General features: G+C 36.3%; 21 protein-coding genes and 1 pseudogene. 10 read left to right on the forward strand and 12 right to left on the reverse strand.

The features are described 5' to 3' along the window. Positions 1-43: 43 nt before the first annotated feature. From DEX24_RS03175 to DEX24_RS03185, 3 genes are read right to left on the reverse strand one after another with little or no spacing between them, the layout of a single operon-like run. Complete coding sequence (locus DEX24_RS03175; RefSeq protein WP_109304957.1) at positions 44-343, reverse strand: hypothetical protein; 300 nt, start codon at positions 341-343, stop codon at positions 44-46. Positions 344-346: 3 nt separating this feature from the next. Beyond that, the gene (locus DEX24_RS03180; protein ID WP_109304958.1) at positions 347-1,117 is read right to left on the reverse strand and encodes a phage antirepressor KilAC domain-containing protein; all 771 of its coding nucleotides are present in this window, start codon (positions 1,115-1,117) and stop codon (positions 347-349) included. Positions 1,118-1,154: 37 nt separating this feature from the next. Continuing rightward, a complete protein-coding gene (locus DEX24_RS03185; protein WP_109304959.1) occupies positions 1,155-1,352 on the reverse strand; it encodes a helix-turn-helix transcriptional regulator in 198 nt (65 codons plus the stop codon). Between the two features lie 147 nt (positions 1,353-1,499). Here DEX24_RS03185 and DEX24_RS03190 point away from each other — a divergent pair, with 147 nt between their 5' ends. The 5 genes from DEX24_RS03190 to DEX24_RS03210 all read left to right on the forward strand — a co-directional run bounded on the left by DEX24_RS03190 (position 1,500) and on the right by DEX24_RS03210 (position 5,908). Beyond that, positions 1,500-1,862 carry a helix-turn-helix domain-containing protein gene (locus DEX24_RS03190; RefSeq protein ID WP_109304960.1) on the forward strand — a complete coding sequence of 121 codons (363 nt, stop codon included), beginning with the start codon at positions 1,500-1,502 and terminating at the stop codon, positions 1,860-1,862. A gap of 309 nt (positions 1,863-2,171) precedes the next feature. After that, positions 2,172-2,765, forward strand: a complete 594-nt coding sequence (locus DEX24_RS03195; RefSeq protein WP_109304961.1) for a hypothetical protein — start codon at positions 2,172-2,174, stop codon at positions 2,763-2,765. Positions 2,766-3,345: 580 nt separating this feature from the next. Next, a complete protein-coding gene (locus DEX24_RS03200) occupies positions 3,346-4,086 on the forward strand; it encodes a Panacea domain-containing protein (RefSeq protein WP_109304962.1) in 741 nt (246 codons plus the stop codon). A 73-nt stretch (positions 4,087-4,159) separates the two neighbouring features. Further along, positions 4,160-4,681 (forward strand): ImmA/IrrE family metallo-endopeptidase, encoded by a 522-nt coding sequence (locus tag DEX24_RS03205; protein ID WP_109304963.1) that lies wholly within the window; start codon positions 4,160-4,162, stop codon positions 4,679-4,681. A gap of 33 nt (positions 4,682-4,714) precedes the next feature. Further along, positions 4,715-5,908, forward strand: coding sequence for a tyrosine-type recombinase/integrase (locus DEX24_RS03210; RefSeq protein WP_109304964.1), 1,194 nt, complete (start codon positions 4,715-4,717; stop codon positions 5,906-5,908). A 92-nt stretch (positions 5,909-6,000) separates the two neighbouring features. Here the strand turns inward: DEX24_RS03210 and odhB are convergent, their stop codons facing one another. From odhB to dapF, 6 genes are all read right to left on the reverse strand, one after another. Then, complete coding sequence (odhB, locus tag DEX24_RS03215; protein ID WP_109304965.1) at positions 6,001-7,245, reverse strand: 2-oxoglutarate dehydrogenase complex dihydrolipoyllysine-residue succinyltransferase; 1,245 nt, start codon at positions 7,243-7,245, stop codon at positions 6,001-6,003. Positions 7,246-7,282: 37 nt separating this feature from the next. After that, positions 7,283-10,081: a 2-oxoglutarate dehydrogenase E1 component gene (locus DEX24_RS03220; RefSeq protein ID WP_109304966.1), complete on the reverse strand. Its 2,799-nt coding sequence runs from the start codon at positions 10,079-10,081 to the stop codon at positions 7,283-7,285. Between the two features lie 229 nt (positions 10,082-10,310). Next, positions 10,311-11,735, reverse strand: coding sequence for a HAMP domain-containing sensor histidine kinase (locus DEX24_RS03225; protein WP_109304967.1), 1,425 nt, complete (start codon positions 11,733-11,735; stop codon positions 10,311-10,313). Continuing rightward, complete coding sequence (locus DEX24_RS03230) at positions 11,732-12,406, reverse strand: response regulator transcription factor (protein ID WP_109304968.1); 675 nt, start codon at positions 12,404-12,406, stop codon at positions 11,732-11,734. Before DEX24_RS03230 ends, DEX24_RS03225 begins: the two co-directional genes overlap by 4 nt. A gap of 12 nt (positions 12,407-12,418) precedes the next feature. Further along, a complete protein-coding gene (locus DEX24_RS03235) occupies positions 12,419-14,452 on the reverse strand; it encodes a diguanylate cyclase domain-containing protein (protein ID WP_170112824.1) in 2,034 nt (677 codons plus the stop codon). Between the two features lie 15 nt (positions 14,453-14,467). Next, positions 14,468-15,430: a diaminopimelate epimerase gene (gene dapF / locus DEX24_RS03240; RefSeq protein WP_109304970.1), complete on the reverse strand. Its 963-nt coding sequence runs from the start codon at positions 15,428-15,430 to the stop codon at positions 14,468-14,470. 578 nt (positions 15,431-16,008) lie between these two features. Here dapF and DEX24_RS03245 point away from each other — a divergent pair. Beyond that, positions 16,009-16,554: a GNAT family N-acetyltransferase gene (locus DEX24_RS03245; protein ID WP_109304971.1), complete on the forward strand. Its 546-nt coding sequence runs from the start codon at positions 16,009-16,011 to the stop codon at positions 16,552-16,554. Between the two features lie 610 nt (positions 16,555-17,164). Here DEX24_RS03245 and DEX24_RS03250 read toward each other — a convergent pair. Beyond that, positions 17,165-18,247 carry an undecaprenyldiphospho-muramoylpentapeptide beta-N-acetylglucosaminyltransferase gene (locus DEX24_RS03250; protein WP_109304972.1) on the reverse strand — a complete coding sequence of 361 codons (1,083 nt, stop codon included), beginning with the start codon at positions 18,245-18,247 and terminating at the stop codon, positions 17,165-17,167. A gap of 143 nt (positions 18,248-18,390) precedes the next feature. Between DEX24_RS03250 and DEX24_RS03255 the strand changes: the two genes are divergently transcribed. The 4 genes and pseudogenes from DEX24_RS03255 to DEX24_RS03275 all read left to right on the forward strand — a co-directional run bounded on the left by DEX24_RS03255 (position 18,391) and on the right by DEX24_RS03275 (position 23,010). After that, positions 18,391-19,740 carry an MATE family efflux transporter gene (locus tag DEX24_RS03255; protein ID WP_109304973.1) on the forward strand — a complete coding sequence of 450 codons (1,350 nt, stop codon included), beginning with the start codon at positions 18,391-18,393 and terminating at the stop codon, positions 19,738-19,740. Positions 19,741-20,332: 592 nt separating this feature from the next. Further along, positions 20,333-20,509 (forward strand): annotated as a pseudogene (locus DEX24_RS03265) (transposase); the annotation flags it as partial. A gap of 392 nt (positions 20,510-20,901) precedes the next feature. After that, positions 20,902-22,533: an FAD-dependent oxidoreductase gene (locus DEX24_RS03270; RefSeq protein WP_109304975.1), complete on the forward strand. Its 1,632-nt coding sequence runs from the start codon at positions 20,902-20,904 to the stop codon at positions 22,531-22,533. A gap of 30 nt (positions 22,534-22,563) precedes the next feature. Beyond that, positions 22,564-23,010 carry an SRPBCC family protein gene (locus tag DEX24_RS03275; RefSeq protein ID WP_109304976.1) on the forward strand — a complete coding sequence of 149 codons (447 nt, stop codon included), beginning with the start codon at positions 22,564-22,566 and terminating at the stop codon, positions 23,008-23,010. A 236-nt stretch (positions 23,011-23,246) separates the two neighbouring features. Here the strand turns inward: DEX24_RS03275 and DEX24_RS03280 are convergent, their stop codons facing one another. After that, the gene (locus DEX24_RS03280) at positions 23,247-24,944 is read right to left on the reverse strand and encodes a methyl-accepting chemotaxis protein (RefSeq protein ID WP_170112825.1); all 1,698 of its coding nucleotides are present in this window, start codon (positions 24,942-24,944) and stop codon (positions 23,247-23,249) included. A 636-nt stretch (positions 24,945-25,580) separates the two neighbouring features. Continuing rightward, positions 25,581-26,480 carry a CobW family GTP-binding protein gene (locus DEX24_RS03285; RefSeq protein ID WP_109304978.1) on the reverse strand — a complete coding sequence of 300 codons (900 nt, stop codon included), beginning with the start codon at positions 26,478-26,480 and terminating at the stop codon, positions 25,581-25,583. Positions 26,481-26,486: the final 6 nt, after the last annotated feature.

Consider the following 26,486-nt stretch of genomic DNA (forward strand, 5'->3'; position numbering starts at 1 on the left):
TCTAAAAATCTACCGTCACGATTTCAAATTTAAGTTAAAATTACTAATAGAAGGAATTTAAAACCTCTGTATTATCATCGATCCACTTAAAAACTGCGTCACGCGGATAACGTCCACGTACTTCTCGCAATCTTGGAAATGATGGATTTTTTAGAAGCTTATCTACAGTTGGCATTGCAATATTTAAAATGGCCGATAAATCTTCACGTTTTAAAACAGGTGGGTAGTTATATCGAGTTTGACCTGCGATTACTCCCTGTTCATACGCTTGCTGAACAAGTAGTTCAAGTTTTTGTACAAAGTATGTTTCATCTAATTGCTGCATTAAAGATTCAGGTGTCATTGTTTACACCACCTTCGCCAGTAATTTATCAATAAGATAGATTTGACCTTTACCAGTTACTTTTGTTGTACGTGATACTACAACACTTCCGTCGGGTTTCGGAATTGCTCTTTCAATTACTTCGAACCAGCCACGCTCAACTGCATATTGAGTTGGTTCATTGTAATGCGCACCCTTTTTACCGAGATAACCTTGATCGCGCAATAAAGCGAAAAGTCGATTTTGCCCAATTTTTACGCCATTTTGAGTAAGTAACTTCGCTAGTTGACCGACTAGAATTGAAGTTTCACTCGTTTCAACCGCCTGTGCAAACAATACTTTAGGTTTTTGTTGTTCTAGAACTACTTCTACTTGCATACGCTTCGCTCGTTCTTCTTTAAGCTGCGTAGCAATCTGAATAATCGTGTTCGGATCTGCTAAAACCTTCTCGATAGTTTCTGGTGTCATATGAGTTCCATGCTTTCTGATATTCGGTAGGACCTCGCTTGTAACCCAACGTTTGAATTTCTTGGCTGTTGGTAATTTTGATGAAAGGATTAAACTGTATAATCCTGATTCATTTATTAAAGTTGCACCGCGCTGACCGAAATTCGAAGATGATTTGTCGTTGAGTTTTTTATCTTCATCTTCTACATGCATTGCAATTGCTTTATTTAAATCGCTATAACCTAGAACTTCAGCAACATCTTTTCCGACAAAAAATGTTTCACCATCTGATGCAAACAATGTTCTAACTGATTGCTCGTCATACATAAACGTTTTCAATTCATTCATTTCTCCACCGCTTCCTACAACACATTTCGTGTTGTTTTTAATTAAAAAATATATCTTGAACTGTAGTTTGATAATATTTAGCCAGTTCAATCTTTATACAATCTCTAGGTATTCGTTGCCCATTCTCATACATTTGTAAGGCACTAATACTTATACCTATTGATTCAGCAACATCTTCTCTTTTTTGAGAACCTCTTAATTCAATTAGTTTTTCACCAATCTTATCTTTATTCATAAGCAACCTCCTTCCAACACATTTCGTGTTGCTTATGAATACATATTACAACAACACGTTTTGTATTGTCAACACATTTCGTGTTATTTATTTTTATTTAACACATTTCGTGTTAAAATTACTTATAATTAGTTAGGAGTTGGATATATGAGTACGTTTGGATCTAGGTTACGTAAACTGAGAAAACAAAAAACTCCACATTCAATGAAAGAGTTCGGTAAAATATTTGGACTTAGTGAAAGCGCTATTGGAATGTATGAGCGTGATGAACGCGAACCAGACTTTAAAACATTAAATGAAATGGCCGAGTATCTAGAAGTCTCAACTGACTATCTCTTAGGTCGTTCAGATGATTCTACTGTTTTCTCAAAAGAGGATAAAAATTTCGAAGCTTTTGCTAATGATCCATCATTACAAAAGTGGTACAAGGAATTACCTGAATCAAAAGAAGAAGATTTACGTCGCCTGCGTAAGATGTGGGAGATATTGAAGGATAATGGAGATCTATAAATTTATTTAACTTGCCGAATAACTAAATAATTTAGTTTATTATTTTTTTAACTTTAACTAATACATTATTTTACCGAGCTATTTAAGTCTATTTTTTTATTTATTTTACCTTAATAAATACATTATTCTTCTCGATAAATTCAATTCTATCTTAATATGTATTTAACTTTAATTAATACATAACAAAGATGCACAATTTACTTGTGCTTCTTTTTTTAGCCACTCGATAGGTATATAGAATTAATATTTTTCTATTATTTATATCATTTTCTTTTGAATTACAATTTAATAACGAATGGAGTTTTAAGGATGGGAACATTTTTATCAGTTTTAGGTTTTTTAGGGATTTCAATTGGGGTTATTCTATTAATCCTCGCTCTTTTCAAGAAAACTTCAAAGCGAAATTCAAGCATTATCATAGCTATCTCACTTGTACTATTTATTGTTGGGGCTATTAATTCAGGAACGAAGAATACGAAAAGTGCAGATTCTAAACCTGCAGCTCAAACTGAAAAGAAAAAAGAAATTTCATGGAAAGAAGAAATTAACAAAATAGCTAAATTAAACGGTAGCCCTACTGACAAGTATGATGCTGTCATGATTTACGCTAAAGATTATCAAACCAATGAAAAAGAAGTTAAAGAATTTACAAAAGAAATTATTAAAGAATATAAAACGAAAAAATATGATGCTGATATTACTAACGATCAGTACATGCTTACCAACATCTTCAAAGCAAACGTAATTAACCGCTATATAGGAAAAGTAAATACACCACAAAACGATTTTTCGTTTGATTTCTATCAAAATACAAAATATCTATACCGTGGGGTAGATAAACCTGGTAGCGATGCTGTAAGAGCAAATGAAAGACAGATGGAGAAGGCACTAAAAAAAATGTAAACTACTCATTTAGGAGGTTCATTTTGATAAACGACATTAATGCAGTTTTTAAAGCTGCTGAGACTATTAACATATTTCATAAAACATTCTCTGAAGAATGGTTAAAAAATCAAAGTGACCCTTTTAATTTTAAAAAAAACAAATCAGAGATATCTGTAGCAATAATACTATAGAAAACTGTTTTTACGAATATATGTCAAGTTATTGTGATTCTTTAGTAAGGCTTCAATTCACCGATTATTGTAGTGATATAACTAATAAATTTAGCATGGAAAACAGAGTAAAAGAACCTGACTCTAGGATTTCAAAAATTTTAAAATACAATAATGAAAATGCTGAACAGGGTCAAGTTAATATTAATAAGTGTTTAAATGATTTATTAGGTTTCGAATTATTACTGAGGGAATGGAATATAATGATATTACTAATCAAAGTTTCAATGACAAACTTGGGAATTGCAGATTTGGAATCATTACGATGCAGAAAAAAACTTTGCATCACATAAAGAGTACAAACAAGGTTACACCAAATGGCCATCAATCAGCTTTTTTAGCTCAGAATCAACAAAGGGGGAATAGTTATGCGCTTTCAACATTTTATAGCCATTAAAAGTGTATATTCTAGAGGTGTTAGAATTGCATGGCATTATAGTAGTGAACAATTAGATAATAAAAAAATACAAACTTTTTTATCTCGTTATGAAAGAAAGCATAACAACCTTCAACTTGGTATCCATCGAGTAGTTACTGATGATGACACTTGGGAATCTGTTGTAAAATTCGATCCATATTTTACTGAAGTAATTGCTATAAAAGAATCCGATTTCTTAAATATTTCAGACTACGATAAAAATCTGAAAGCTTTAGATATTGCTAAGGCTATTTTATCTTTTGGAGCTACTACACATTTAAAACTTCAAAAATTAATATATTTAGTTTACGAAAAAACACTTACACAAAAAAATATAAGTATATTTCCAGAGCGTATCTTAACATGGCAACATGGACCTGTCGTTAAAGAAGTCTATGATGAATACAAAAGCTATGGAAAAACACCTATCTATTTAAGTAAAGAAGATGATAATGAGCTTATACACACTCCTGAAAATAGAATAACTCCTATAGCAATGAGAATTTTATCAGCAGAACATGGTAAAGAAATATTACAGATAATAGAAGAAACAGTTCTAGAATATAAATCATTCACTGCTTGGGAATTAGTTGAACTTACACATACAAAAAACTCTCCTTGGCATACAGTAAACCAAATAAAAGGTTTAAATCAACATATTAGCGATGAAATTATTTTAGAATGTACTTGAACCCTACTTTCCAAAAGTAGGGTTTTCCTTTATAATCAAACAGAACATATGTTTGGTAAAGTGAGGGATTATTATGAACTATTTAGAAGACAATATAAAACATTTATACAGTACATTAAAATTAGAAAAGCCTAAGCATTTAAATATTGAGGATATAGCCCATAAACTGCATATACGCTTGTTCTGGTGGGAGGATTCAAGTCTTGCACTCATTCATAATGAACGTCCCTGTATCTTCTTAAAACGCTCTATTCTGCTTAATACAGAGTGGGAAGATTTTTGTCATGAATTGGCTCATATACTTTATCATGCTGGGGATCAGATGAAGTTACCAACGGAATTTATACAGTATCAAGAATACAAAGCGAATAACTTTGCACTTCACGCTGCTATTCCTACTTTTATGTTGTTAGAACTTAATTTACCGAATGATTACTACCAGGCAGTCACCCTCTTACAAAAGACTTTCAAAGTAAGCCTGAAGTTTGCTTGTAAACGCCTTAATCACTTTTTAGATAATTACGTACATAATGGCTCACAAAATACATATATAGCTGATAAAAAACTACCAACCACTACTGACTATTGGTGTTAGGATTTAAGTAATTACAAATAAGGAGGAATTACTATGGCTTCATTCTCGAAATATAAAACTGCTAAGGGCGAGTTTTGGATGATTCGACTTTATCTTACAGATCCAGTCACATTAGAAAAGAAATTGACTACTAGACGTGGCTTTCAAAAACTAAATGATGCAAAGATTGTCGCAAGAAAATTAGAAATGGAAGATTCGAAAGTCAGACTAAATACTAAATCACACTGTACCTTTCGACAAATCTTCACAGAATTCGAACACGAGTATTCTAAACATCTAAAAGCTTCTACAGTCTATCGTAAATCTGTTGATTTCAATAAATGGATTCTACCTAAGTTTGGTGAAAAAAGATTAAAAGACATTACTAAAAAAGATTGCCAAGCTTATATTGATTTTATGGCCACTCAATTAAAATCTTACAAACCAATTGTAATTCAAGCTCGTAATGTTTTTGATTATGCAGTAAGAAATAATTACATTGAATCATCCTCTTTCACTAATACAGTCTATCCGAAAAATACTTTCTTTGAAGAAGAAGATTCTTTGCAGAAATTTTGGGACAAAGAACAATCGCTTTTATTTCTTGAACACTTAAAGAATAATGAAAGCTTAAAATACTATACAATGTTTCGAACGCTCCTTTTAACTGGTATGCGCAAAGGTGAACTACTCGCCCTGCAAGAAAAAGATATTGATGATGAAACTCAAAATATCACGATTAATAAAACACTCTTTTATCGTGCCGATCACACTTATCAAATTTTAAAACCGAAAACAAAAACTTCGATTAGAGAACTCCATTTAGACGATGAAACATATCAGGCATTAAAGGATCTTATACGACAAAATAAAAAGTTACGTCTGCAGTACAATGTTCAGCCAAAAGAGAAGTTCATTTTCATCAAAGAAACTTCTTTTGATCCATTTCGTAACTCTTACACGAATGAAGTATTAACTAAACTCTGTAAACGATATGGCTTACCTAGAATTACTGTACATGGTCTTCGTCATTCATGTGCTTCCCTTTTATTTGCGGCTGGTGTCGATGTCAAGGTCGTTCAAAAACTACTTGGCCATGCCCACATCGAAACGACGATGAATGTCTATACTCACGTGACTACAGAACAAGTTGAAAAAACGACTGATTTGCTCATAAACTTCTTAAATGAACCAACAAAAAATAGTTCATATAGTCAAAATATAGTCACAAGCCCCAAAAAGCAATAAAACGACATAAAAAAAGCCTCCGATTTCTCGGAGGCTTTCTCTTTTTCTCTATTTTTAGAAGTGCTTCAAACCCTTGATACGTAAGGCTTTTCTTATGCTTCTAATAATAAATCTTCTGGGTTTTCAAGAAGATCTTTAACCATTTTCAGGAATCCAACAGATTCTTTACCGTTGATGATACGGTGATCGTATGAAAGTGCTACATACATCATTGGACGTAACGCAATTTCGTCGCCTACTGCGATTGGACGTTTCACAATATTGTGCATGCCTAGGATCGCAGCTTGGTCACCATTAATGATTGGTGTAGACATTAGTGAACCAAAGATACCACCGTTAGTAATAGTGAATGAACCACCTTCAAGATCAGATAATGCTAATTTTTTGTTGCGTGCTTTAACAGCTAATTCAGCAATTGTTGCTTCGATTTCAGCAAAGTTTTTACGGTCTGTGTCGCGTACGTTTGGTACAACTAAACCGTCCGGAGTTGCAACGGCAACACCGATATCAAAGAATTTGTTGAAGTGAATTTCTTCACCAACAATTTTTGCGTTCACTGCTGGGTATTTTTTAAGCGCTGCTGTTACTGCTTTTGTGAAGAATGACATGAATCCAAGTTTTGTACCATCGTGATTTTCTTGGAATGCATCTTTTTTACGGCTACGTAATGCCATAACTGCTGACATATCAATTTCATTGAATGTTGTAAGCATTGCAGTGCCTTGTGATACTTCAAGTAATTTACGTGCTGCAGTTTGTTGACGGCGAGTCATTTTCACTGCTTCAACGCGTGCTTCGTCTACTGCTTTAACAGGTGCTGCTGCTTTAGCTGCTGGTGCTGCTGGTGCTGTACCGTGAGCTGAAACATCTTGAACGCGAACGCGGCCTTGTGGATCTACTGGAGATACTGCTGCAAGGTCGATTCCTTTTTCACGAGCTAATTTGCGTGCTGCTGGACTAGCAATGATTCGTTCATTTGAAGAAGATTCTTCAGCAACTGGCGCTTTTGGTGCTTCTTTTGGCGCCTCTGGTGCTTTTGGTGCTTCTTTTGGCGCTTCTGGCGCTTTTGGTGTTTCTGTTTCTTTTGGTGCTGCCGCTGTTGCATTTGCATCTACTTTTGCGATAACAGCGCCAACTTCTACTACGTCGCCTTCTTGAGCAAGGATTTCAGTAAGAACACCCGCTTCTTCAGAAATGATTTCAGCGTTTACTTTATCAGTTTCTAATTCAACGATGAATTCGCCTTTTTCTACTGTGTCTCCTACTTGTTTTACCCAACGAACGATTTCGCCTTCTGTAATTGATTCTGCTAATTCTGGTACGATAATTTCAGCCATTTTAATTGTTCCTCCTCGATTATATGAAAACCATTGGTTATTTAGATACTGCGTCTTCAATCACAATAGTTTGAGCTACTTTGAATGAATCTGGATCTCCCTCAGCTGGTGAAGCATGCTCTGGACGTCCTACATAGCTGACTGCTTTTTTACCAGCAAGGTCGCGTAGGTATGGGTCAGCAAATGACCATGAACCCATGTTTTTAGGTTCTTCTTGAGCCCAAGCTAAGTTTTTAACATTCGGGAATTTTTCAATAATTGCTGCAATTTTTTCTGATGGGAATGGGTATAATTGTTCAACACGTACTAAGTGTAAGTGGTCGAAGTCTGTACCATCACCTACTTTTTCTGCGATATCGATTGCCATTTTACCTGAAGCAAAGACAAGTTTTTCAACTTTTTTAGCATTTGATCCAGTAGTTGGATGCTCGATAATTGTTTCGAATTTACCAGTAGAAAGTTCTTCTACAGTCGCTGCTACGATTTGATTACGTAGTAATGATTTAGGAGATACTAATACTAATGGGCGAATTGCATCTGTACCTAACATTGCTGCTTGACGACGCAATAAGTGGAAGTAGTTTGCTGCGCTTGAAACATTCGCAACTGTCCAGTTATTTTCTGCTGATGATTGTAAGAAACGTTCTAAGTGAGCAGATGAGTGTTCCGAACCTTGACCTTCTGCTGCATGTGGTAATAGCATAACTAAACCAGATTTAACGCCCCATTTAGCGCGTGCAGCTGATATGAAGTTATCAAAAATTACTTGTGCCATATTTGCAAAGTCACCGTATTGAGCTTCCCAAATTGATAATGCATTTGGATTTTCAACATTGTAACCAAACTCATATGCAAGAATTGAACCTTCAGATAATGGGCTATTCACTACAGTGAATGACGCATGTGAATCTGAAATGTTATGAAGCATTGTTAATTCGTCACCATTTTTTTCATCATGTAATACTAAGTGACGGTGAGCGAATGTTCCACGCTGTGCATCTTGACCAGAAATACGTACGGGATGACCATCTTGGATAATCGTACCAAATGCAAGTGTTTCAGCATGACCCCAATCGATTTTACCTTTACCTACAAATGGATCTTGACGACGCGCAAGAATTTTGCTTAATTTTTTGAAAACGTTGAATTCAGCTGGGAAAGCTAATAGTTCTTCGTTCATTTTTGTTAAGCGTTCAGCAGTTACACCCGTTTCAACTTCTGGGAAGCCATCTAGTACGACTTTAGGAGCTGTATGGTCCACTTCATTTGACTGTTTAGTCGCGCGGACTTCATCAAGTTCTGTTTGTAATGTGTTTTTAATATCTGCTTGTAACTGTTGTACATCAGCGTCAGTAACCACACCTTCAGACACTAATTGTTTGCCATATAAAGCGCGAACCGTTTCGTGTTTGTGTACAATATTGTACATTTCAGGATTTGTGATCATTGGTTCATCCATCTCATTATGACCATAACGGCGATAGCCAATTAAATCAATGATTATGTCTTTTCCAAATTTAGCACGGTATTCAACAGCAAAACGTGCAACTTGAACAACTGCTTCTGGCGCGTCAGCATTTACGTGGATGATTGGAATTTCATAACCTTTTGCTGAATCTGAAGAATAAGTAGTCGTACGAGAATCAAAACGTTCAGTTGTAAAACCAATCATATTATTAGCGATAATATGAACAGATCCACCAGTAGTAAAGCCTTTTGTACCGGCATAGTTAAAGCCTTCTGTTACAACACCTTGACCAGCAAATGCGGCATCACCATGCACTAAGATTGAAACGGATTTAGTAGTGTCTTGAACTGCTAATCCTGGTTTAGATGTGTCATCTTGAACTGCGCGAGTCGCACCGTTTACTACAGGAGAAACAACTTCTAAGTGTGATGGGTTATACGCTAAAGAGATTGTGCTACCAGTTGGTGAGTTGTATTTGGCACCTAAATGGTATTTAGCATCACCTGACCAACCTTTAGTTACGATTAAAGAACCGTCTTTAGGTACAAATGCATCACCTGGTACGTGAGCAAAGTCAGCTAACATCATTTTATATGATTTGTTTACATTGTGAGTCAACACGTTTAAACGACCGCGGTGAGCCATACCGATTTGGATATCTTTTGTTCCTTTTGTTTCAGAACGACGGATAATTTCATCGATTAATACGACTAATGCGTCTACGCCCTCTATAGAGAATCGTTTAACACCTACGAAAGTTTTATGCATGAATTGTTCGAAGCCTTCTACTTTATTAAGTAGATTTAATACTTCTTTTTTCTCATCTGCTGATAGAGAGCCGTTTAGTGAACCGCTTTCAATCTTAGATTGGATCCAAGCATTTTCCTCTTGTCCAACAACTTGGCTGAATTCATAAGCAATTTTATCAGTGAAGATTGCTTTTAAGTAGTTAATTGCATCAAGACCATTTTTAACGCTTGCAGGCACGTCTTTTAATAATAGTGATGGGGAAACTTCTTTTAAATCTTGATCTGATAAGCCATAAGTAGCTGCTTCGATACGTTTTGTATCAACCGCTTGATTATGCAGTGGGTAAATATCTGCTGCAAGATGGCCGAATGCACGGATTGCATCAGCTAATTGAACAGCTGCAAGAATTTTTGTAATATTACCTGACGCTACTGGTGCAGCGTTTACTGATGTAGTAGTTGTTGCAGCGTCCACTACTGGTGCGCCATATTGTTCGAATAATGCTACTAATTCTGCATCTACTTCCTCAGGTGATGTGATGTACAAATCATACATATCCATCACATAGCCAAGGTTAGGTCCTGAAAAAGCAGCCCATGGTGAAACGTTGTTTGACATGAGAATAACCTCCAAGTTTTTTGCCTCGTGGCATCTTTCAATGAAACATGCTCAATTAAGGTGAAAATCCACTCTATATTTTTCCAATTATTCCGAGCCACAGCTTCTAAACTGCATAATTCGGCATAATATTTTTACACTTCAATCTTACTACTCTCCACAAAAAATACAATATTTTTTCACAAATTCAGCATATTTGGGCTTGAAACACATAATAACTCAATTAAATCTATTTGAGTTGGGATTTCACTGGTAAAAGAATGGTAAATTTTGTTCCTTTTCCATAGTCACTGTCAACGCTAATTTTGCCATTATATTTCTCTACGAGCATTTTAACGATGGCAAGTCCTAATCCGGTCCCGCCATGCTCTCTGGAGCGAGCTTCATCCGCGCGGAAAAATCGGTTGAATATTTGTGGAATGGCATCTTTTTGTATGCCGATACCATTATCTTCGACTTCGATTCTGTGGTACTGGGCTTCATTTGTCAAGCATATTCGCACATTTGGAATTTTTTCGGTATAACGTATAGCATTTTGTAATAGGTTGCGAACGATTTGGTTATAAGCATCCTCTGAAATTGCAGCAAAAAATGGGTTATTTTTGTCATATTCTATAATAATTTTAGCTTGTGGGTGTAATTGTTCCGTCTCTCTTGCGATTGCTCTTGTCGCTTCAACTAGATCCACATATTTTGTCTGATCCACAGTTTCTCTTCTTGCGAGATCAAGTAATTCTTCTATTAATGAACGCATACGTGCCACTTCTGCCAAAGAGGTCGATAATGACTCCTCCATAATGGCGGCATCGTCTTTTCCCCAACGTTGAAGCAATTTAAGGTGACCTTCTAGCACTTGAATAGGTGTGCGAAGTTCATGAGAAGCATCTGATATGAATCGCTGTTGTTGTAAGAATGATTCTTCCAACTGCCCCATCATGCGTTTGTATACAGAGATTAATTCCCCAATTTCATCATGCCTAACATCATTTAATTGAATTTGAACATCAAACCCCTTATCGGCTACACGATTCATCTCGCTTGTCAAAGTATCGAGCGGTTTTAATAACCGTGTTGCAAGTGTATACCCGATGGCGGCAGAGGCAATCAATGCGCCGATTCCCATTAAGATCATCGCTGTCAGCAAATAACGCATGAGTGATACCAGTGTCGTTAGTGGATGCGTCAGTTGAATATAGCCTGAAAATTGGCCGAGATTGAGTTTGGCTATTGCCACATAACTTGCTTGACCATCTACTTTGACATGTTCAACTGTATAACCACTGTCTGGCACATTTTCTGGTACTGGCGGAATGGACGTCGCAGTATTGTTGATACGTAGTATTTCAACGCCATCTTTGTTTAATATGCGTGCTGTTTCTTTCTTATCAACAATCGCATTAATTAAGTTATCATTACGTTCTAAATCATCTAAGGATAGTCGATGACCCTGCCCTTCAAAAAAGGTTGTTAAATCAGACATCGAACGTTGTACTGCTTGTTCCTCATCGCTATACAACCATGAATGGAGTGAGATATATAGTACAGTGCAAATTAATAAATAGCTTATAAAAATGACAAAAGCAGACGTTAGCGCCCACTTTTTTTTCAAAGATTGCTTCGTCCACTTATCCATTATTTTGTCTTTCCATGTCATTGTCTCATCACATACCCAACCCCTCGAACCGTTTCGATATAGTCATTATATGGCGGGGGCAACTTGGCGCGAAGATGTCGAATATAAACATCGATGACATTCGTTTCTACTTCGCTGTCATAACCCCAAACAGTCGTCAATATTTGTTCGCGCGTACATACGCGTTCTTTATTACGAATGAGCAATGCCAACAAATCAAATTCTGTTTTCGTCAATTGTAATACTTCGCCATTTACCTGTGCTTGATAGGCCGCTTCATCTATAGAAATCTCTTTATAGCGCAACATTTCTTTTTTGGGAATAACCGTGGATACACGGCGCAATATCGAACGTATACGTGCCAATAATTCTTCAATAGCAAAAGGTTTGACGATATAATCGTCCGCACCTGCATCTAAACCAGCTACACGATCCATTACAGCATCGCGAGCTGTAATCAGAAGGATTGGTGTGTCTGATGTCTTGCGCACCCTTCTGCACACTTCAATGCCGTTTAACTCTGGTAGCATGACATCCAATAAAATAACATCGAATGCTTCTGCCAACGCCAATGCCAATCCACTACGGCCATCATATGCTACCGTCACTTCAAATTGCTCATGGCGCAACTCCAGTTCCATAAAACGAGCAATGCTCTTTTCATCTTCAACAAGTAATATTTTATACGTCATGTCGCACCCTCCTTATTTTTCAGAAGAAATATGATAGGAATCTTTTCCATTAATTTTCTTCGCAATATAAAGTGCATCATCAGCGTGTGCCATTAATTCATTTATTGATTGGCCATTTGATGGATAGCTTGCTACGCCAATTGAAGATGTCGGTGAAAAATGGTGTCCTGCGATCATCCAACCTTTTCTCAGCACTAATTGGATTCGATTGATCGTATTTAATAGTTGAGAATCACGTTTTTTTTCATCTGCGGACATATGCGTCAACATAATAATGAACTCATCGCCCCCGATACGCGCGACAAGATCATCATCACGTACGCTTCTCGTTAAAGCCTGTCCAAATTCTTTAATAAATTCGTCACCAATATCATGACCGTAAACGTCATTAATGCGTTTAAAATTGTCGCCATCTATATAAAGTAATGTAATCGAATAATCAAAATTAATTGCTTGTTTAACAAGCTTAGGAAATTCCGCTGTAATAAACCGACGATTTGGTAATAATGTTAAACTATCATGATACGCCATAAAACGTAGTTCATCTTCTTTTTGTTTACGCTGTGTGATTTCTCGCGCAATGATGACAAATTGATAGACGTCTTCGCGCATCGCATCTGTGACAACCGTTATATGTGCTTCTATCCATACGAAACCGCCAGACTTTGTTAACAACTGCAACTCCACTAAAGAATCTCCTTCTGATGGAAGTAACGTATTTAATTCTGTTCTTAGATACATATTACTTTCATCCGTCAACACTTCAAAATAAAATTGACCAAGCAACTCTTCTTTTTCATAACCTAATCGTGATTCATGATTAGGTGAAACATATAAGATAATACCATCTTCATTTGTAATAACGATAAAATCATTTGTGTTCTCTGTAATTAATCGAAATGTTCTTTCAATACTCCGCAAGTTTGTCATAAGCACTCGCTTTTCTGTAACATCTAAACAAATTGATAAGAAATTACTGATGTCCCCATTCATATCAAACATGGGGACAATCGTCGAATCCAGCCAGTAATGTGTGCCAATTCGTGACATATTACAAATCTCGCCTCTCCAAACATTTCCAGCCTTGATTGTCGACCACATCTCATCATAGAACACAGTTGATTGCTGACGAGATTTGACGATTGCATTTGTTTTCCCAATCATATCAACACTTGGAAAATGAGCTAATTTCGCATAACCAGGGCTAACATATTCAATGATGCCATTATAATCCGTAATACAGAAATTTGCTGCTTCATCAAGCGCCGCTTTGTAAGCATCCAAAACATTACTTGTTTTCATCAAATCATGTTTTAATTCCAGATTTTTGGTATATTCAATCCACTCTACACTAACCGCTACAACTTGTTCTGCTAATATAACCGGATTGAACTTTAATTGAAAATTCGCAAAAGCATGATCGCGTTTTTTCAAATTGAGCTGCATTGATTTTTTCTTTCCTGTTAACGCTTGGTGTAAACAGTCAAAAAATAACTTTAATTGCTCCGAATCTTCCCAGTATAATTCATGGATTGATTTACCATGAATGAGCGCATCTTCCACAAAAAGTTCATGAAATACTTCATTAGTTTTTATAATATTCAATTTTTCATCCATTACAAGAACGGCATTCAATTGATTTTGAAATAAGGACGTCAAATAATGATTTTCTTCTTCTAATACTTTTAATTGTGGAATTTCACGTGTAATAGCTAATATACCTTGACCGTTATTTGTCGGAATTACTGTTGTTTCGTTCGTACGGGTCGTATTGGAAAATAGAAAAAAATCTCTGAAAGTCGTCTGCTGTTGTGTCAGAATTACTTTATCGTAGTTCTCCATTAATAATTCAATTAATTCTACAGATTGAATCATCTTTTCGAGCGGTTGATTGATTGGATTGGCATCTTGAAAAATAATGGACGTTGCAGGGTTAACGTATTTGTAGATATAGGTATTTTGACTTTTTTCCAAGTAGTAAACGAAATCATCACAGTGTTCAAACATCATATGTAGTTGTTGCCCTGTTAATATCCCGTTCTCCATGTACTCACTCCTCATTTACCATTCTATAGATAAGTTTTTATAAACATCATGAATCATCGCATCATAAAGTACTTGTTCCTCTGTAACTTTTGTACGCTGTAGCTCATACGTTTCATCCGTATGATTCAAAATAAATTCACTCGTAAATGTAGCATTTCCAATTAAAGCGAGCTTTGTCTCTAAACCATGTTGTTCTACATGGCAACGTACAAAACCACCTGGATTGTACACAGTAATCAACTCACTATTAACAACATGTAATTTTGAAGCAACTAATGAGGAAGCAGTCATCGCTGTACCACAAGCATTTGTAAAACCAACGCCTCGTTCAAATGTACGTACAAATATTTCGTGTTGCGACAGGGGCAGCACATAACTAACATTGACGCCATCTGGTGTAAAGTCATTCTCTTGATTCAACATTGTTGCAAGCTCTTGCTGCTGAGTAGGATCATCAATCGATTCCTGCGTTACTAAAGCAATCAAATGTGGATTGGGAATCGATAATGCAGAAAAACGTAATTCATTAGAAAATGCTGGTACGATTTCATCGATTAAGGTTTGTTGGCCATTATAAACCATCGGTAATGTTTGTAAATCAAATGATACAGGTGCGATCTCAACTGAAAAAGCATCTACATCCGTTGCTAAACTACCTGCTCGACTTACATGTAAGTCTGCTTTCATCGTTTCAATTAACGCCTCATCTACTTGTAATTTATTAAGTACATAACGCGCCACACACCGTAAACCATTACCACACATCGAAGCTTCTGAACCATCTGCATTTATAACACGCATTTTTGCATCTGTTTTTTCTGACGGTAATACGACAAGTAAACCATCAGCACCATCAAATCGTTGTTTATCGCATAACCACGCACCTAATTCGAACCAATTATATTGTAAATCATCAGTACCTTCTATTAAGTAAAAAGTATTACCCGAACCATGTACTTTCAGTATCTGTGTTGTCATCTTACTACCCCCCCATATTCCTATTCATCTATAATAATTCTTATTAAAAGTCTAGACAACCCTTGCTTCTTTTATCCATAGCAATTTCCTAGTATTTAATATGGAGAAATCGTAATTACCTATCCATTTCACTATATTAAATTAAGTTTACACTAAGTATATAGTATTTAACTTCCTCTTTTTTTCAACATTTTTCTTCGTAAATAGACATATTTTTATCAAAAAACGGGAATACTTATTATAACCAATTGCCCTTCTTTAGCTATATTTATATTATTTGTAAAATTAATGTCTTTTTTTATCATTATTTTACTTATAGATAATATCGAAAAAAAATTTAGAAAATTAACAATTTTTTCTTTTCAAATTAACATTTTTTTTGTATATTTAAATTGCAAAATAATTTCATAAATAAATCGCTAATTATAGTGGATTTAAGGGAAGGCAAATGGTGCGTCACCAGTATTCTGGTTCTAGTGGGTTCGATTCCCACCCCGAGATTTTTTATGCAGCATTAAATGAAAAATTTCGAGGGTGGAAGTGGGTATTTCCGTATCCACCCAAAGGAGGCGTTAGGTATGCTTAAACAACGTGATCTTTACGAGAGTAATGAATTATTCGAATTGTTAAGCCACCCATCTGTCTTTCCTTTTGTTCGTCAAAAGGCTAATTCGGCAGATGAATTATGGTTTATGACACGTCAGCTTATGGATGAAGAAGAACAAGGACTCGTTGTATCTCGCACAATTACAGATGATTGGGGCCAACCCATTGGTACAATCACACTTCATGATATACAAGATGGTGCGGGTTTCCTCGGAACTTGGATTGGACAACCATTTCAAGGAAAGGGCTATAACCAACAAGCAAAACTGGATTTTTTCAATGAGTTATTTTTTGATCTGAATTTCCACACTGTTTTTATGAAAGTGAAAAAGGAAAACATCAAATCTCAACGAGCAGTTTTAAAATTAGGTTATGCACATGACGCAAGCATTAGCCACCCTTCATTATTTTCCCAAATCAATGAAGGTATACAACAATATGAATTATTTAAAATCGATAAAGACAATTTCTACATGCACACATCAAGACTAGCAGAAGAAACAGAACAAGCAATGTAATAAGAAAAACAAAAGTCCATTTGCTCACATCCGAGCGCACTGCAGAAGGCGAAAAGAAAGTACGCGCACCACCACTTTCTTCCGAGCCATCGAAGTGTCGCATAGGATGTAATGGATTTTGCTAGACACCACGAAAAACAAAAGTCCATTTGCTCACATCCGAGCGCACTGCAGAAGGCGAAAAGAAAGTACGCGCACCACCACTTTCTTCCGAGCCATCGAAGTGTCGCATAGGATGTAATGGATTTTGCTAGACATCACGAAAAACAAAAGTCGCCCGCTCAAAAGCGAGCAGGCTGCAGAATTTTGAACTAACCCCAAATAGGAATCACTTTAATAAAAAGTGACCTATTTGGGTTTTTTCTATTTTTGATCCTATTATATAGGGTGAGGTATCGAAACAACTATGTTTTTCCACTGACAAGGACGAGCAAACCTATATGTTAAGAGCATTACTAAAAAAACCACCCATCGATCCGTAGATAGATGGGTGGCAAGTTTTTGTGTATCAAAAGGCGCTAACATATGAATCCACTTGTCGACAATCGCGATTTACTTCGTGAAATACGCTACAAGTAAGCATGGATAACCAACCAACGCAAAACTGTAATTATTTTGTTTTAGCATAGTGTATGATTAAATTAACCATTTCAGCCGGTGTTTTTGGCGCTTCTGCTGCAGTCATTTTTCCAATTAAATCCGCTTCATGTTCTGTTAATAATGCAAGTGCCGTCATAAAGCTCTCCGGCGTTAATTCTTCTTCTTGTATCACTTCTGCTAAACCTTGCTGTTTAAAAATTTTTGCATTCACGAGCTGATCACCTCGTGATTGTGCCAATGATAGTGGAATAAGAAGCATTGGTTTTTTCAGTGCTAAAAATTCAAAAATCGAATTGGAACCAGCACGAGATACAATATAGTCACTTGCATGTAATAAATCAGGTAATTCAGTCGTTACATAATCAAACTGCTTATAACCTGGCAGTTGCAACAATGCATCATCCACATTCCCTTTACCACATAAATGAATCACATTATATGTGACAAGCAGCTCTGTTAAATTATTACGTACAGCATCATTAATAAATTTTGAACCCAGTGAACCACCCATAACTAAAATGGTTTTTTTGCCATTAGTAAAATGACATATCTCAAGGCCTCGCACACGATCTCCCTCAAAAAGTGCTGAACGAATAATAGAACCTGTACAAGTTGATTTATGTGATGGTAAATAGTTTAATGTTTCTTTAAATATCGTAAAAATATGTGAAGCAAATGGTAGAGATAGTTTATTTGCTAAACCAGGTGTAACATCCGATTCATGTGATACAACCGGTATACCAAGGATTTTTGCTGCCATAACAACAGGCACAGACACAAAACCACCTTTAGAAAAGACAATTTGTGGTTTTAATTTTTTGAGTAAAACCAATGCTTGAAACACTCCACCTAATACTTTAAAGGGATCAGTAAAATTTTTAAGGGAGAAATAACGGCGTAATTTACCACTTGAGATTGCATGAAATGGTTGCTCTGGAAATGCTTCTTTAATAATTTCTCTCTCGATTCCATCCTTTGATCCAATATAATGAACGTCATACCCTTGCTCTAAAAAAGAAGGTATGATGGCTTGATTTAGTGATACATGCCCGGCTGTGCCGCCGCCTGTAAGCACAATAGTTTGATTTTTCATTAGTATGATAAACTCCAATCTTTAATATGAGGCAGTTTTTGTTAGTATTTTATAAAAACAATATATTATTGTACTACAATGAATACAAAATAAAAGGTATAATAGAATTATTTTTATGTAGGTTCTTAAAGGAGTTGGTTATTTTGCACGAAACTACTAATCATCGTCAAAAATGGCGTATGATGTTGGTCATTACAGCCCCGATACTTGTCACCCAGATCGCACTGTACCTCATTACTTTTTTTGATGTCTTATTTTCAAGTAAATACGGTACAACTGACCTGGCGGGTGTATCCATAGGTTCCTCTATTTGGATGCCGATTTACGTAGGTATTTCAGGCATACTACTATCCATAACACCTATTGTAGCACATTCTGTTGGTGGGAAAAAATTGAAAGAAGCAACTTTTTCAGTACAACAAGGAATATGGATTGGTATTACTTTAGCAATTTTTGTCTTTATTATTATGCTGACTTCGATGAATCCATTATTACAACTTATGCCACTCGAACCTCATGTCCATCAAGTAGCGCATGATTATTTAGTTGCAATGTGTTTTGGACTCGTGCCACTTTTCATCTATACTGTGTTACGCTGCTTTATCGATGCACTTGGCCAAACACGTATGTCCATGATTATCACATTAATTGCTACGCCGATTAATATTTTTTTCTGCTATGTTTTTGTCTTTGGTAATTTAGGTGCTCCTGCGCTTGGAGGTGTTGGAGCGGGAATTGCTTCTGCAATTACGTATTGGGTAATTTGCATCATCGCCGTGATCATTACATGGCGTGCGCACCCTTTTGCTACCTTCCATCTTTTCAAAGCTATGCCAAAACCACAATTGAAAAAATGGCTTGAAATTTTAAAAATAGGTGTACCTATTGGTTTAGCTTTATTCGCAGAAACAGGTATTTTTGCAGTCGTAACGATTATTATGAGTAAATATACGACAGAAATAATCGGTGCTCATCAAATTGCCATGAATTTCGCATCATTATCCTATATGATTCCACTCAGTATCTCTATGGGGGCAACAATTCTCATCGGTTTTGAGGTTGGAGCGGGACGTATGAAAGATGCACGTGACTACACGAAAAAAGCAATTATTCTTGCAGTCAGCATTTGTCTTGTTACCCTTGGAATTCTCATTGGTTTCAGACAGCAAATCGCTTCTGTATACAGCAATGATGTTGAAGTTGTTCACTTGGCAATGGGCTTTTTAGTTTATGCTGCCTTCTTCCAATTATCAGATGCTGTTCAAGCCCCCATCCAAGGTGCTTTACGTGGGTATAAAGATGTGACAATCACATCGATTATGGCGGTTATTTCTTATTGGGTTATTGCACTACCATTTGGATTTATTGTCGCAGATATATTTAATTTCGGACCTCAGGGTTATTGGATTGGTTTGATTTCTGGTCTAGCCATTGGCGCCATTTCATTGAGTATTCGTTTGAAAATTGTTCAAAATAAATTCGCAAGTCGTTAAGAACAACGAGCCTGAGACAAACGTATTTTCAACAGAGAAAATCCCGTATGATTTTTCGAAATCATACGGGATTATTTATTTCAATCCATTTCCACTTCGAAAAACGCTTTCCGCAGACAGGGCTTCAAACACCTCGTCACTGCTTTCCTGTGGGGTTTTCTGCGCGTTCAATTGATTGGATGATTCGTATGGGAGACAGACTATTTTTGTTCTGTCCCAGGCTCGTTTTTTCTATTTCTCTAGAAGCAATTACATTGTACAGCCCTTACAGTGTCTGAAACTATCTACCAGCAATTCCGGTGGTAACTTGTCGATTATTGTATGTAAGAAAGTCAGCAGCTATTTTCGAGGGCACTGAAAAAGTCCACTTATCCTCGTAGCCGTTGATTCCGTTCCGGCGGACGCTTTTCGCGGGCACGGCTCCAGCCTTCTCCCTCGCTTCGCTCAGTCCGAGTGCTTCCGCTCGCGCTGTTCCCGCAGAAGTCGCCGCCTGCACTCCATCAACTTGTACTATTCATAGGTTAAAATGTGGTCTCGCCCGGTCACGGACCATCCTGTATAATAGTAGTTACTAATTAAAGGTGGTGCGACCATGATTTCCAAACAAGAAACCCTTAACTTAAGTCCCTATATGGCACTATATGATTTAATCATTCCAAAAGATAATATGCTTCGCCAGATTAATGAACTCGTTGATTTTTCATTTATTATAGACGAATTAAAATCAAAATACTGTTTGGATAATGGTAGAAATGCGATTCCACCAATTTTCGCTGTCAATCTTAAGCGGATATTAAAACTGCTAAATGAAAAAGAGTAAGAAATAGACAATGAAATAAGGCACTTTCTGTTCAAATCGAACAGAAAGTGCCTTATTTTTATCTAAAAAATCAACTCGTCATAAAAAACGTAAGTTTTTCAGTGCCCTCGCTATTTTCTGCCTTCTATTTATAAATTTTGTAAAAGCAGCTAAAAATAGTTTTTTCTTTTTTTATTAAAAAAATGCTTCATATTCCGATGTTTATTTAATAAATATCCATTAATTAGCCTTTATGCACTTTTTTTGTACTTGATAGCGCTTTTATGTTGACTAACTATATTACATAGTGTTAAATAGAGATTGTTAAGCGTTACTCAAATTGTTCTTAGGGGGCTATTCAAATGAGTTATATTATTCCAGAAAAATGGGATTTAGAAACAGATGTTGTCGTATTAGGTACTGGCGGTGCGGCACTTGTCGCTGCTGTTACTGCTGCGCAAGAAGGTTCGTCCGTTCTCGCACTTGAAAAAACACATCAAATTGGCGGAACAACTGCTTATTCTGGCGGTGTAGCATGGGTACCAGGTAATCGTTACATGAAAGAAGCTGGAATTAATGACACGAAAGAAATGGCAATAAAATATATTGAAAGACTTTCTCAAGGGCGTGCTGATTCAGACATGATCGAACGTTTCGTCGACAAAGGTCCAGAAATGATTGATTATTTATATGAACATACACCCACTCGCTTTAAAATGCCTGCTGGTTACCCTGAATACTATGGTCACCTTAAAGAAGCATTACCACAGGGGACTCGTTCTTTAGATCCCGTACCATTTTCATTAAGTGAAATTGGTGAATGGGCAGATACATTACGCCAAAACCCAATTTTCCCTCCTCTAACATTAGAAGAAGGTGGGGCAATTGGAGGCGTTGATTTCGGTAAAATTGCCGAACGTATGGAAAATAATATTGTAACAATGGGACGTTCATTGATTGCCTCATTATTCAAAGCTTGTTTAGACCGTGGCGTCGTGACGAAATTACACACAGCTGGTAAAGATTTAATCTTAAATGAAGCAGATGAAGTAATCGGTGTTATTGCTGAAACTTCAGATGGTGAAAAATTATATATTAAAGCAAATAAGGGTGTCATTCTTGCTTCTGGTGGTTTCGAATGGAATAAACAATTAACTCGTTCATTCTTAAAAGGCGATATTACTCACCCTGTATCACCTCCAGGTAATGAAGGCGACGCATTGATGATGTCAATGAAAGCCGGTGCTTCTCTTGGCAATATGTCTGAAGCTTGGTGGTACCCAACTATGGTCGATCCTACGTTTGAGTATGAAGATAAAGTAATGGGGCAATTAGGTGGCGGACGTCAGGGACCTAATTCAATCATCGTCAACAAGCACGGTAAACGATTTGTACATGAAGGTACAACATATAATGATATGCCTCGTTCACTATTTGAATTTGATCCAGTTAAAATGGAATTCGCAAATAAAGGTCCAGTATGGATGATTTTTGATCAACAACTAAAAGACAGTCAAATGATTATTACGATGATGCCTGGTGAAGATGCACCAGACTGGGTTGACCAAGCTTCATCTTTACGTGAACTAGCAGAAAAAATAGGTGTTGATGCAGATGGTTTAGAAGCACAGGTTAAACGTTGGAATGACAACTGTGAACAAGGAATTGATCCTGATTTCCATCGCGGAACAACTAAATTTGAAGCTTTAAACACACCGACTGGTCCAAGTCCAGCATTGAACTTAGGTAAAATAGAAAAAGGACCATTCTATGCCCTACCAATTTACCAAGGTGCATTAGGTACAAATGGTGGTCCTCGTACAGATGGCAACAGCCAAGTATTACGTCATGACAATACACCAATCAAAGGTCTATATGCAGCGGGTAACGCAGCTATGAATCCACTGGGCCCACTTTATCCATCTGCTGGAGGTACGATCGGACCAGGTATGACATTTGGTTATCTTGCAGGAAAACATATCGGTACTAACTAATACACATAGACATCTTAGGGGGAAATCATTATGCCAAACGGCACACACACAGTTGAAGTTCCATTAAATATTAATAAAATCTGGGAATTCGTTCATGATATGAACAATTGGGCACCATTAGTACCCGGCTATATTACGCATGAAATTATAAACGAAAATGAATCAACTTGGCAGTTTAAAGGTGATTTAGGATTCATGAAAAAAACAGTCAAACTAAAAATTGATATTCGTGAATGGAATGAACCTGTATCCGTTATCTTTGATCTAAAGGGTACTTCAGATAACTTTAAAGGCGGCGGTCATTTCAAAGCAACGGTCATCGATGACGCCAATACATCGATGGAAGGTTTCCTAGATATTACCGCAGGTGGTGCTATGGGACCAATGGTTAATGCCATTCTTAAAAATTTCGTACCTAAAACGGCACAGGAACTTACAGATAATATTGTCGCTAAACTAATTGAAGTTAATAAATAGAGCATACAAAAAGAGGAAATCAAATTGATTTCCTCTTTTTGTATGCTCTGACTGTTTTTAGAGCTTGTGTTCATTTTTCAAAGCGATCAACCAAAATTATTCTATAACTTAATCGTCAAAATAAAGTTGCGCCTACTAATTCAAATAATTATTTACTTGTATGGAAGATCCCTTAGATGATTAGAAAAATAACTATTATATCCGTTTTTTTCTGTTGAACTATTGAAGGATAAAGTTTACGATAATTTAAACTTATGCACTTCTCCATTTAACTCTTCTGCCATCGCTGCTAATTGCTCTGTGCTACTGGACATATCTTCCATCGTACTCGTCGTTTCTTCAATTGTTGCTGAAGTTTGTTGTACACCTGCAGCCGACTGCTCCGTAACAGCTGCTATATCGTTGACCGTCATAGCAATGGTTGTTGTCTGATCCGAAATAGAAGAAAGATTGCTCGATATAAAGTGAATAGTATTGCTCATATCATGTACAGCAGTTGAAATATATGTGAATGTATCATTTGTAGAGACCATTTGTTGTGTTCCTTTTTGTACCTCCGTATACCCTGTATTTAAAGAACTTGTTACTTCCGATGTCTCACTTTGAATCATACGAACAATATGAGAAATATCAGCTACAGAATTTTGTACTTGATTAGCTAATTTACCAACTTCATCTGCTACCACAGCAAAACCTTTACCATGTTCACCCGCTCTCGCTGCTTCGATTGCCGCATTTAACGCCAATAAATTCGTTTGACCGGCGATGTCATTTATAACTGACACTAAAGTCGAAATTTGTGCTGATTGTTTGTTTAAACTTTCTACTCGTTCAACAGCTTGTGCAACAATCGTATCAATTACATGCATTTGCTCTGTTGTGTCTTTCATAATCAGTTGCCCTGATTTTGTGAGTGTCTGCACATCATTAGATGCAGTTGACAATGATTGCCCTTCTGTAGCTGCTGCATGCACTCTCTCTTTAAATTCGATCATTTGTTCAGCTAAGTCCGTTGTTTTTCGTGCTTGCATATCTGCACCTTCTGCAATTTCATGCATCGTTTGGGCAATTTGTTCTGAACCGCTAGATACTTCATTTGTAGACTGTGCAAGTTCTTCACTATTTGCCGCTACACGCTCTGATACTAGTTGAATGGCTGTCATACTACTATTCAATTTTTCAGTCAATGTATTCGTTATTTGTAGTAAATTACCGAGTTCATCTTTTCTAGTCGTATTTATTTTCTCTTGGCTAATATTACCTTCTGCAATTTCATGCATTCTCTGTGAAATAATTTTAATGGGATGAACAATTGATTTAGCTGTTACTAACGCAATCAAAACCCCTAAAATTATAATACATATACTAATTGCCGCACCAGTATTTTTAAGTATAAGCGATGTCTCTATTAAAGAATTACTAAGCTGATCTGATGCTTTTATCGTATCATCTGCTAGTTTCTCATAATTGCTACGAACGATTACTTCTTCTTTATTTAATGTTGTTAAATTCGCAATCGCTTGTTTTTTATTGCCTGCGTCATATTCGTCAAATACTTGTTTTTGTACTTCATTATGCCAATTACGTCCTCTTTCAACGTATGACATCCGTTCTTTCATCCCCTCTTTATCGATTTTATTGAGTAATGTTACCTTTTCATCGACAATATTCACCATTTTTTTGTATTCATTCTTAAAAGATTTTTCCCCTGTTAAAACATAATTTGAGGCTGCTGATGAACGAACAAGTAAAGAATTCGCAATCGCTTCAGTCGCTTCTTGAACTGTTTGTTGGTTTTTCATGCTACTCAACTTTTCACTTGAAGAAGAATTAGAACTATAATTAAATGTTGTAAAGCAAATGACCAAAACCATAATAAGTATAAAACCACTTAAAATGCGTAAATTCACTGATTTAAAATTAAATAATTTCACTAGATGCTCTCCTATAATCAAATTTTCTATTTTAAAAATGACCATTCGAGGTAGTCACCATCATAATATCGTCTTCTTCATAAATATATTAATATCTTGTTCTCATTTAATTTTAAAAAAAACGAGACTGAAACAAAAGCTTAATCAAAATTAAAAGGAATACCACATATCTAAATACGGTATTCTTTTTATATACCATAAAAGCTTTCAGAAAAAAATAGCCGACAGCTAGCGCAAAAAAAAAATAGACGTCGAACCCATTTTTGAATGTTGGAAGGTTCATTTGGTTTCATTCGATTTTCAGTTCGTGAGAAACCGAAGATTCGACATGATATTGGCTCTTCATTTTTATTTCCCGTTTCAATTGAGTCCAGATATAAACGGCTCTCTTTGTACTTTATTACTGCTTGTATTTTGACGCTAAATCACTTCAATCGTTTATAGCCCTATTTTTTTGTATTCGATGATCATGTACTTTCGAAGTAATCGACTGACAAACTGAGCAAAAATGAATAAAATAGCGCGCATCGCTGCCGAAAAACAAATAAAAAGGTCAATTGCCGAAGCAATTGACCTTTTTGCATGAACCGAGGCCACTACTGTCCCAGCCTCATTTGATATGTTATTGACTATCTATTACGCTTTACCTATGATAGAGATATCATTTACTTGATCACCTATTATAACTAACTTCGGGGCCATTTTGACATATTCCGGCATCCATTGTGTTAAACCATATGCGTATTGAAAGAGCATCGGTTTGCTATTGCCTTTAATCGGTATATACCCTTTCATACGATAAATTGTCGTTGGTAATGTTCGTAACCAGTCTTCTATTTCCTGTTGTGTGAATGCCAAGCCAGTAAAATCTACAAGTCGTGAACTCAAGTGTAATTGTTTACCTAAATCTGCTTTTTCAATATAATCTGGGCGTGCTGTAGCTTGCATCTCTTGGAGCATTTTCAGTGGTACTTTTGCATTTGTAGTTTGTAGAATAGGCGCATATTCATTGATACCTTGGATTTCGAATGTTGCTGTCGCCAATTCAGTGTCGCTCAACAAATCTGATTTATTGATGAGTAATAAATGGGCATGTCTGATTTGTTCTAAAAAGAGCGAACGACTTTGCGGTGACATGTCATTGCGCGTCAGCCAGCGCTTGCTATCGGCTACCGTAACGATCCCTTTAATATTTAATTCTTCTGCAAATAATGGTGAATACACCGCATCCAATGCTTCAACCGGGTGAGCTGCACCTGTTGTTTCGATTAACAATACATCAAACACTGCTTCAGCTAATAAAGTTTGGATTTGTGCTTCTGTTTTTTCTGAACCACTGCAACAAATACAGCCATTGAGCATTTCTTTTAGTGGTACCCCTTCTTCCACTGCTTGCGAATCAAAATTCAATTCCCCAAGTTCATTCATAATTACCGCTGGCTTAAGCCCCTGTTCTTTAAAATGACCAATCATATTTGCTAATAGCGTTGTTTTACCACTTCCTAAAAATCCACTTAATAGATAAACATCTTTCATCACCAT

It is taken from the genome of Kurthia sibirica, assembly GCF_003143975.1.
Taxonomy (GTDB): domain Bacteria; phylum Bacillota; class Bacilli; order Bacillales_A; family Planococcaceae; genus Kurthia; species Kurthia sibirica.

Bases quoted from the DNA above. Each gene is read 5' to 3' on its own strand.
- DEX24_RS03225 (WP_109304967.1), bottom strand. From the start codon at position 11,735: ATGACATGGAAAGACAAAATAATGGATAAGTGGACGAAGCAATCTTTG.
- DEX24_RS03210 (WP_109304964.1), top strand. From the start codon at position 4,715: ATGGCTTCATTCTCGAAATATAAAACTGCTAAGGGCGAGTTTTGGATG.
- odhB (WP_109304965.1), bottom strand. From the start codon at position 7,245: ATGGCTGAAATTATCGTACCAGAATTAGCAGAATCAATTACAGAAGGC.
- DEX24_RS03185 (WP_109304959.1), bottom strand. From the start codon at position 1,352: ATGAATAAAGATAAGATTGGTGAAAAACTAATTGAATTAAGAGGTTCT.
- DEX24_RS03220 (WP_109304966.1), bottom strand. From the start codon at position 10,081: ATGTCAAACAACGTTTCACCATGGGCTGCTTTTTCAGGACCTAACCTT.
- DEX24_RS03275 (WP_109304976.1), top strand. From the start codon at position 22,564: ATGCCAAACGGCACACACACAGTTGAAGTTCCATTAAATATTAATAAA.
- DEX24_RS03180 (WP_109304958.1), bottom strand. From the start codon at position 1,117: ATGAATGAATTGAAAACGTTTATGTATGACGAGCAATCAGTTAGAACA.
- DEX24_RS03235 (WP_170112824.1), bottom strand. From the start codon at position 14,452: ATGGAGAACGGGATATTAACAGGGCAACAACTACATATGATGTTTGAA.
- DEX24_RS03190 (WP_109304960.1), top strand. From the start codon at position 1,500: ATGAGTACGTTTGGATCTAGGTTACGTAAACTGAGAAAACAAAAAACT.
- DEX24_RS03270 (WP_109304975.1), top strand. From the start codon at position 20,902: ATGAGTTATATTATTCCAGAAAAATGGGATTTAGAAACAGATGTTGTC.
- DEX24_RS03245 (WP_109304971.1), top strand. From the start codon at position 16,009: ATGCTTAAACAACGTGATCTTTACGAGAGTAATGAATTATTCGAATTG.
- DEX24_RS03200 (WP_109304962.1), top strand. From the start codon at position 3,346: ATGCGCTTTCAACATTTTATAGCCATTAAAAGTGTATATTCTAGAGGT.
- DEX24_RS03230 (WP_109304968.1), bottom strand. From the start codon at position 12,406: ATGACGTATAAAATATTACTTGTTGAAGATGAAAAGAGCATTGCTCGT.
- DEX24_RS03205 (WP_109304963.1), top strand. From the start codon at position 4,160: ATGAACTATTTAGAAGACAATATAAAACATTTATACAGTACATTAAAA.
- DEX24_RS03175 (WP_109304957.1), bottom strand. From the start codon at position 343: ATGACACCTGAATCTTTAATGCAGCAATTAGATGAAACATACTTTGTA.
- DEX24_RS03250 (WP_109304972.1), bottom strand. From the start codon at position 18,247: ATGAAAAATCAAACTATTGTGCTTACAGGCGGCGGCACAGCCGGGCAT.
- dapF (WP_109304970.1), bottom strand. From the start codon at position 15,430: ATGACAACACAGATACTGAAAGTACATGGTTCGGGTAATACTTTTTAC.
- DEX24_RS03195 (WP_109304961.1), top strand. From the start codon at position 2,172: ATGGGAACATTTTTATCAGTTTTAGGTTTTTTAGGGATTTCAATTGGG.
- DEX24_RS03285 (WP_109304978.1), bottom strand. From the start codon at position 26,480: ATGAAAGATGTTTATCTATTAAGTGGATTTTTAGGAAGTGGTAAAACA.